Below are 8,712 nucleotides of genomic sequence, written 5' to 3' on the forward strand. Positions count from 1 at the left end.
CAAATACATGCTGTAGAAGATGACAAATACATGCTGTAGAAGATGAGGTTAGACAAGCAAAAACGATGGATCGTGATATCGTGACACATGCGATGAAACAATCCTTTGCGAAATTGAATCCGAAAGTAATGATAAAGAATCCGATTATGTTCGTTGTGGAAATTGGATTTATCATTACGTTAATTTTATCCTTTCTTCMAAGTAGTTCTAGTAGTGTACCAGGATGGTTTAATATAACAGTTTCTCTCATTCTATTATTTACAGTTTTATTTGCTAACTTTGCAGAAGCTTTAGCTGAAGGGCGTGGTAAAGCGCAAGCTGATTCTTTAAAACAATCGAAGAAAGATGTATTTGCAAATGTTGTAAAAGAAAATGGAGATATTGTTCAAGTTTCAGCAACTGATCTGAGAAAAGGTGACGTTGTTATTGTAAAACAAGGRGAAATGATTCCRAATGATGGTGAAGTAATTAAAGGWTTAGCGTCTGTMGATGAATCWGCAATTACAGGGGAATCAGCTCCTGTWATAAAAGARGCRGGTGGCGATTTTTGTTCAGTAACAGGCGGTACGATGGTTGTAAGTGATGAGATTACGATTGTAATTACGAGTAATCCTGGGGAATCATTTATTGATAAAATGATTTCTTTAGTAGAAGGAGCTGCGCGTCAAAAAACGCCGAATGAAATTGCCTTAAATACAGTATTAACGAGTTTAACTCTAATTTTCTTAATCGTCGTTGTGACGTTGCCGATTTTTACAAACTATTTAGGGTTTCAAATTGATACAGCTGTACTTGTAGCATTGTTAGTTTGTTTAATTCCAACGACAATTGGTGGGTTATTATCAGCGATTGGTATTGCTGGGATGGACCGCGTAACAAAGTTTAATGTATTAGCGATGTCAGGGAAAGCAGTAGAAGCTGCGGGCGATATTAATACGATTATTTTAGATAAAACAGGTACGATTACTTTCGGGAACCGGATGGCACATACACTGCTACCAGTAGGAAATGAAACGATTGAGCAAGTAGGAAAATGGGCTGCGATTAGCTCAGTTTTAGATGAAACACCAGAAGGTCGATCTGTTAYAGAATATGTACAAACGAAATCTATATCATATAATAGAGAAATTGCAGAACAAGGTGAATTTGTTCCATTTAAAGCAGAAACAAGAATGAGCGGTGTTGATTTACAGGATGGAACGAAAGTGAGAAAAGGTGCTGTTGGTGCCGTGATTGAATGGGTTCAATCGCAAGGCGGGATGATTCCAAAAGATGTGAATCAAAAAGCAGATTTAATTTCAAAAGAAGGCGGAACACCACTTGTAGTTGCAGTAGACAATCGTATTTACGGTTTAATATATTTAAAGGATACAGTGAAACCTGGTATGCGTGAACGTTTTGAACAATTGCGCCAAATGGGRATTAAAACGGTTATGTGTACAGGCGATAATCCGTTAACAGCAGCAACAATTGCAAAGGAAGCAGGAGTAGATGAATTCGTTGCTGAGTGTAAACCAGAAGATAAAATTGCGGTTATTAAAGCAGAACAAGACAAAGGGAAACTTGTAGCGATGACAGGTGATGGTACAAATGATGCCCCGGCATTAGCGCAAGCTGACGTTGGGTTAGCGATGAATAGTGGTACGACTGCTGCGAAAGAAGCAGCAAATATGATCGATTTAGATTCGAATCCAACTAAAATTATTGAGGTTGTAGGAATCGGTAAGCAATTGTTAATGACACGAGGTGCGTTAACGACGTTTAGTATTGCAAACGATATAGCAAAATATTTTGCAATCATTCCAGCGATGTTTACATTAGCAATTCCGCAAATGGAAGCATTGAACATTATGAAATTAACATCGCCACTTTCAGCGATTTTATCAGCATTAATATTTAATGCAGTTATTATTCCACTACTAATTCCGTTAGCGATGAAAGGTATTGCATATAAACCGATGAGTTCTAATGCATTGCTTAGCCGAAACTTACTCATTTATGGGCTTGGTGGAGTTATCGTTCCATTCATTGGAATTAAAGTAATTGATATAATTGTCGGCTTGTTCATATAAGGAAGAGGGGAAAAAGATGGCGAAAAAACAAAGTATACTTTCACCAATTATTCGTATTACTTTTACATTTCTAGTTTTGTGCGGCCTCGTATACCCGCTTATTGTAACTGGTATTGCGCAAGCGGTAATGAAGGATAATGCGGATGGAAGTCTTATATATAATGATAAAGATGAAGTAGTTGGTTCAAAATTAATCGGTCAAAATTTCACAGATCCACGTTATTTTCATGGACGTGTCTCTAGTATAGAATATAAAGCAGAAGCATCTGGTTCAAATAACTATGCACCGTCTAATCCAGATTTAGCAAAACGAGTTGAGAAAAGTATTGATGACTGGAAGAAACAAAACCGGGCCGTTCCAGTTACAGAAGTACCGATAGATTTAGTGACGAATTCRGGTTCAGGGCTTGATCCTGACATTAGTCCGAAGGCGGCTTCCGTACAGGTAGATCGCATCTCGAAATTAACGAATATTCCGAAAGAAAAGCTAGATCAATTGATTAAGGATCAAACAGAAGGAGCTGCACTCGGTTTATTTGGAGAGGATCGTGTAAACGTCTTAAAGCTAAATTTAGAATTGCAGAAATTAATGAAATAGTAACAGTGCTACCTCAATCTAACGGATTGAGGTAGCGTTGTTTCGAAAGAAAGGTTGTGAGTGTTTTGTATGCGGATGACTATAAACCGACGTTTCAAAGGCGAACGCCAGAAGAGTATTTAGAATATATTCGGCAGCAAAATCGCGGAAAGTTAAAGCTATACGTAGGGGCTGCACCAGGAGTAGGGAAAAGTTATAAAATGCTCTATGATGCTAGAGAAATGAAAAAGGATGGTATTGATATTGTAATTGGTTTAATTGAAACACATGGTAGGGAAGAGACAGAAGAAGCGATTGCTGATTTAGAAAAAGTCCCTTYAAAAGAAATAGATTATAAAGGAAAGGGATTTTATGAGCTTGATGTGGAAGGAATTATAAAGCGGGCACCACAAATTGTTGTTGTGGATGAACTTGCGCATAGTAATATTCCCGGGTCGAAAAATAAGAAACGTTACATGGATGTGCAGGAATTGTTAGATGCCGGTATATCTGTATTATCAGCATTTAATATTCAACATTTAGAAAGTGTTCATGATATTGTAGCTCAAATTACGAATGTCAAAGTACGAGAGCGTATTCCAGACTTTATTTTACAAAAAGCAAATGAAATTCAGCTTGTTGATGCAACACCTGAGGTACTCCGGAAGAGATTAATAGATGGAAAGATATATAAGGAAGAAAAAATTCAACAAAGCTTACAAAACTTCTTTACGATAAATAATTTAGGGGCATTAAGAGAGTTATCACTTCGAGAAGTTGCAGATGATATGGATGAGAAAATTAGCCAAACAGTAATAGAACCGATCGGTGTGAAAGAAAAAATTCTCGTTTGTGTACAATACAGTTCAACAGCAGAGAAATTAATACGGAGAGGTTGGCGCATGGCTGATCGGCTAAATGCTGAATTGTATGTGTTAAACGTTGAAAGAGAAAATATAGATTCTATTTCAGCTGGCAAAAAGCAAACGATTGAAGAATGGAAATCGCTAACGAATCAATTTGATGCGAGCTTTGTATTAGAAGAAGCGAAAGGAAGAAAGCCAGCTGATGTTATTATTGAAGTCGCGAACAGACTACAGGTGACACAAGTTTTACTCGGACAATCGGCAAGAACAAGATGGGAAGAAATAAGAAAAGGTTCCATTGTAAATGAAATTATGAGACAAACGAAGTATATTGATATTCATATCGTTGCGGATCAAAGAGCTTAAAATAGAGACCGGATTGTTGAGGAGTCTCTATTTTTCTTTTTTTCAAGCCTTTTGAATATAATTTCTGAAAGAACTCATATATAATAGAAAAAGATACTTAACATAGTGAATAATTAAAGAGTCAATATATATAAAGAGGAGAGAATAACATGCTTGAAAATACGGGGTTAGTATTAGAAGGCGGCGGTATGCGTGGTGTATATACGGGCGGGATATTAGAATAYTTTATGGAACAAGATTTATATTTTCCATATGTAATYGGTGTATCAGCTGGTGCTTGTCATGCAGCGTCGTATCTTTCCAGACAAAGAAATAGAAATAAAACRGTMAATATTGATTATGYATCACACCCACAATATTTATCGTATAAAAATTTATGGAGAAAACGCCAATTGTTTGATATGGAGTTCATTTTTCATGAAATTCCAGAAAAACATGTCCCGTTTGACTTTGAAACATATTTTAATAGTCCAGAGCGTTTCCTTGTAGGCACAACAGATTGTGAAACAGGACAGTCTGTTTATTTTGAAAAAGARGGAACGAATGATGATGCRCTAAATTTATTACAAGCCTCTAGTTCATTACCTTTGATTGCACCWGTAGTAAATTACCGTGGTAAGCAGTTATTAGATGGAGGAATATCTGATCCGATTCCAGTTCGTAAAGCGCAAGAAGATGGATTTAAAAAATCAGTCGTTATTTTAACGAGAAATCATGGTTATGCTAAGAAAAAATCAAAGTTTGGATGGGTGGCAGCGAAAGCTTATAAAAAATATCCGAAACTTGTTAATACGATGTTGAATCGTTATGAAGTATATAATGAAACACTTCACTACATTGAAAAAGAAGAGCAAGCTGGGAACTTATTTGTTATTCGTCCAGAAGTACAGCTTCAAGTAGATCGTATGGAAAAAGATACGGCAAAACTACAAAATCTATATGAGCAAGGCTATGAAGATGCAAAGAGACAGTTTGCAGATTTACAGTCGTTTTTACAAAAATAAGTATTAGGCTGTGGAGAAGATTTTCTCCGCAGCCTTTTTATATTGCTACTTATACGTTACTTTTTAAAAATGTATTAATGTTTAAGTGTTTAAAGAGTTTGTAAAACATATGGGTTTATTATTGAGAAAAATTTGCTTGAAGGGTATTATGACGATGTAGCGCTACTAAACTATTTAATTTATGAGGTGATTGTTAATGAAAGGAAAGGTTTTTTCAATTACGACTTTAGTATTATTAGCAACATCAATCTCAACATGTGCATTCTATCCAACTTTAAGTGGTCACAAAAGCGGTAATCTACTATCTTACAGAGCTCAAACGACTACGAATCAAAATGCATCTCGCTGTTCAGTAGCGATTTCTTTTATTAATTCAAAAGGAAGCTATTCATATATTGAAAGCGCCTCGGATAAGTTAGGATCCCATGAATCTGGAAGAGCATTAAATGCTACTGTTAGTAATGGTGCATATAACGCCTTTGGTGCAAAAGGACTCTACTCTGAGCATTATGCTAATGAGAATAATGACTATCAAGAAGATACACACAAAGGTACTTTTGATAGTAATGGTAACTTACGATTACAGTGGTAAAAAACATTAAACAGTTGTCTTTATAAATATTTGGATAAGGAGAAGGGGATGTATATCATCTCCTTCTTATTTAAAAGGAGCCAAAGTATGTATTTAGCTTTTAAAAATATAAAAAGCAACAAACTGTTTTCCATAATTCTTCTTATGTCATTTTTTATTTCGTTTCTTTCTATATCAGTTGCCGCGCTTTTAACAGAGTCGAAACGAAACTTTATATCTGCCTTTCAAATCGGCTTTCCAGAAAAGAATCAAATGTTAACAGTTCCTATAGATAATGAAACAGAGCTTGAATCAATCATTCCTTTCATTCAAGATACTTTTGTAAAAAGTGATATTTACGTAGAGAATTTAAAAGCATTGAATAGTTCAGGTGCAATAAAAATCATAGCTTTGAACTTAAAAGATGATTATTATTGGACGCCATATATTTCTGAAGGGCAATATTTTCATCGTGGAAATTCAAGTGATATGGTTGTTGGTGATCAAACAAATGTAGAGGAATTATATGAATTTGATGATACATATAAAAAAATAGGAACTGTATCGAGGAAAGACAGTGATGTCGGTGTATCAGACATATACATTCCACTTCAAAACTTACCTAATATATCTAAAAAAGGTATTATCGCTAGTAAACAATTACAATTAACAGTTGTTAACCCTACATCATCTATTCATAACGAAATAAAAATGTTTATAAATAGGAGCAAAGAAGTGCTTTCGGGAGAGGTTCAAATACTGAATGAACGAGATCTTCAGGAACTAAATGTAACAGGTATAGATTCAGCAAATAAGTATTATTATAAGTTTATTCTTGTTGCAATAGTTTCTGGCATTTCCGCAGTCTTATTTTGGATTTATAAGAAACAAAGGGAGATTTCATTAAAAAAAGCAGTAGGTGCGTCTAATAGATCTATTTACTGCGAACTATATATTCAAATTTTGTTTGTTTCTCTAGCAGCGATGTTGTTGGTTTTTCTTACTTTAGAAATATTATCTGGAACAATTCATACGTATTTTCAGACATACTTATTAAAACCGTTAACACTATATGTATTGATATGTAATGTTGGTTTTATAATATTTCTTACAATGTTTGTTACTTTAATTCCAATCAAGCACATTATAAATATATATCCCGGAAAACATTTAAGAACATAGGAGGTCTACATGTTTTTTATATTTGATTCTATACGGTCTATGAAAAAAAGGCTGTTACCGAATGTGATTATAGTAATTTCTTTAGTTATTGCATTTTCTTCAGCTATAGAATTTATTAGTAACCTTTCGGGATATCGAAAAATGATGACAGTAGCAAACAGTTTATCGACTAATGAAAATTTCTATGAACTTTATGCAACACAAGATATAACGTTGTTTAGCGAAGAAAAAGCAAAAAATGACTATCAACATTTCATTCAAGGTTTATCTAATACGATATCAATTACAAATACAACAAATTATTTGTTTCGTGAATCTTCATTTACCTTAAATAAAGAAAATGAAACGATAAAGACTCTGCTTGTTGATAAAGGTATTAATAAATATTTTCATATACGACTTTCACAAGGAAGATATTTTGAGGAATGGGAATTTCATAAATCAGTATTTAATATTAGGCCTGTTATATTAGGTGCTAATTATAAAGAAAAAGTATCTATTGGTGATGTCATACCATCTGGAAAAACGAAACTAAAAGTAATTGGTTTTTTAGAAAAAAACTCACCATTTATACATCCTAGGAGTGGTGAAATATTAGACAATCGTATTACATTATTAGATGACATGGCTATTTTACCAATTGGAACAGAAGAAATAGAATTCCACAGTGTAGAACTTTTATATAATGGGTTAATTATAGAAATAAATGAGAAAATGGATATAAATGAATTTCAAAAGAAAGTATTAAAGGTAACAGAAGGTAAGGGGTATTCGTATTATGTTACAAATCCGAATAAATTGTTAGAAAACGAAAAGCAAGGCATTGATAATATGTCATACCCCTTATTATTAAGCGGTACAGTCTTATCCTTTTCATTTATATCTATTTTATTAACATCAATGGCAGCGCTTTATATGGAGCGTAAAAATATTTCTATTAAATCAGCATTAGGAGCAAGTACTTTTCAAATATGTCTTCCGTTTATTATTGAGTATATGTTGCTATTCATCTTATCAATATGTATAGGAACTATGTATTTTCAATGGGATAATAGCGGAATAATTGATATTCAGAAAGATTTCGAGAATAGCACGGTATCTTTTTTTGGAACGTTAAAAGTTTCTAAAGAATCATTAATTGCTATAAGTGCGTTATCAATTATAATGATGCTCATTATATATGCAATCATTTACTTCAATGTATTAAAAATAAAAAATACATATATGAAAGAGGTGTTATAGATGATTCAGCTCGCAAATGTGGTTAAGGACTTCGGAAAGAGTAATTTTAGTGCTTTAAAAGATATTAATCTTACAATAGAGAAAGGTGAAATGATAGCTATTATGGGGCCATCTGGTTCGGGGAAATCTACTCTTCTCAACATTATTGGCTTAATTGATAGCCCTTCTACAGGAAAGTATTTTTTAGATGGCATGGATACTAGTACATTAAAATCAAACTATCATAAGTATAGAAATAAGGAAGTTGGATTTGTGTTTCAGAACTTTTCGCTACTAGATGATTATACAATTATTGAAAATGTAATGCTTCCACTTGTATATAGAAGGATTTCTCATAAGAAACGTATGCAAATATCAAAAGAAATGCTGGAAATGGTAGGGCTTGAGAGACATATTAACAAATATCCCTACGAGTTATCAGGAGGAGAGCAGCAAAGAACGGCGATAGCAAGAGCATTAGCACAAGATACAAAAATTATCCTAGCAGATGAGCCGACTGGTGCTCTTGATCAAGAAAACGGGAAAAAAATTATGAGCATTTTAAAAGAAATTAATAAACAAGGAAAAACGGTACTAGTTGTAACACATGATCAAAAGGTAGCTGAATATTGTGAGAGGACAATAAGTTTGCTTGATGGAAATATACAATAAGCAACATGGTATAATATGGATAAAAATATGTAGAGAGGTGATACATATGGAAAATGTATATAAAGGGTAACTAACTGTTACGATTTATTTAAMCAATTATAACCAAAGTKAATTAAATATATCAGTAAGCCCTGCTAGTCAAGTGATTGGCTAGTAGTGAGGGTTAACTACGGGCAATCCC

Annotated in this window: 8 protein-coding genes; all 8 read left to right on the forward strand. The window is 33.7% G+C overall.

Translation table 11 applies throughout. The features are described from left to right. The first annotated feature begins 26 nt into the window (after positions 1 to 26). The 8 genes from kdpB to AC1DJR_RS10765 all read left to right on the forward strand — a co-directional run bounded on the left by kdpB (position 27) and on the right by AC1DJR_RS10765 (position 8,531). Entirely contained in the window at positions 27 to 2,072 is a 2,046-nt protein-coding gene (kdpB, locus tag AC1DJR_RS10730; protein ID WP_477002581.1) for a potassium-transporting ATPase subunit KdpB, read from the forward strand. Between the two features lie 16 nt (positions 2,073 to 2,088). Then, the gene (gene kdpC, locus AC1DJR_RS10735) at positions 2,089 to 2,670 is read left to right on the forward strand and encodes a K(+)-transporting ATPase subunit C (protein WP_016101775.1); all 582 of its coding nucleotides are present in this window, start codon (positions 2,089 to 2,091) and stop codon (positions 2,668 to 2,670) included. Between the two features lie 56 nt (positions 2,671 to 2,726). Continuing rightward, a complete protein-coding gene (kdpDN, locus tag AC1DJR_RS10740) occupies positions 2,727 to 3,881 on the forward strand; it encodes a KdpD-like non-kinase potassium sensor (RefSeq protein ID WP_477002578.1) in 1,155 nt (384 codons plus the stop codon). 149 nt (positions 3,882 to 4,030) lie between these two features. Next, positions 4,031 to 4,885, forward strand: a complete 855-nt coding sequence (locus AC1DJR_RS10745) for a patatin-like phospholipase family protein (RefSeq protein ID WP_477002579.1) — start codon at positions 4,031 to 4,033, stop codon at positions 4,883 to 4,885. Positions 4,886 to 5,081: 196 nt separating this feature from the next. Next, positions 5,082 to 5,477, forward strand: coding sequence for a hypothetical protein (locus tag AC1DJR_RS10750; protein WP_429687665.1), 396 nt, complete (start codon positions 5,082 to 5,084; stop codon positions 5,475 to 5,477). 87 nt (positions 5,478 to 5,564) lie between these two features. Continuing rightward, positions 5,565 to 6,638, forward strand: a complete 1,074-nt coding sequence (locus AC1DJR_RS10755) for an ABC transporter permease (protein WP_033715638.1) — start codon at positions 5,565 to 5,567, stop codon at positions 6,636 to 6,638. A 9-nt stretch (positions 6,639 to 6,647) separates the two neighbouring features. Next, on the forward strand, positions 6,648 to 7,880 hold the full coding sequence (locus tag AC1DJR_RS10760) for an ABC transporter permease (protein WP_477002580.1): 1,233 nt from the start codon (positions 6,648 to 6,650) through the stop codon (positions 7,878 to 7,880). After that, on the forward strand, positions 7,881 to 8,531 hold the full coding sequence (locus AC1DJR_RS10765) for an ABC transporter ATP-binding protein (RefSeq protein ID WP_429687667.1): 651 nt from the start codon (positions 7,881 to 7,883) through the stop codon (positions 8,529 to 8,531). Positions 8,532 to 8,712 lie beyond the last annotated feature (181 nt).

This window comes from Bacillus sp. 05T31 (assembly GCF_056396725.1).

Excerpts from the sequence above, each read along its gene's own strand:
- AC1DJR_RS10750 (WP_429687665.1), top strand. The coding sequence starts at position 5,082 with ATGAAAGGAAAGGTTTTTTCAATTACGACTTTAGTATTATTAGCAACA.
- AC1DJR_RS10755 (WP_033715638.1), top strand. The coding sequence starts at position 5,565 with ATGTATTTAGCTTTTAAAAATATAAAAAGCAACAAACTGTTTTCCATA.
- AC1DJR_RS10765 (WP_429687667.1), top strand. The coding sequence starts at position 7,881 with ATGATTCAGCTCGCAAATGTGGTTAAGGACTTCGGAAAGAGTAATTTT.
- AC1DJR_RS10760 (WP_477002580.1), top strand. The coding sequence starts at position 6,648 with ATGTTTTTTATATTTGATTCTATACGGTCTATGAAAAAAAGGCTGTTA.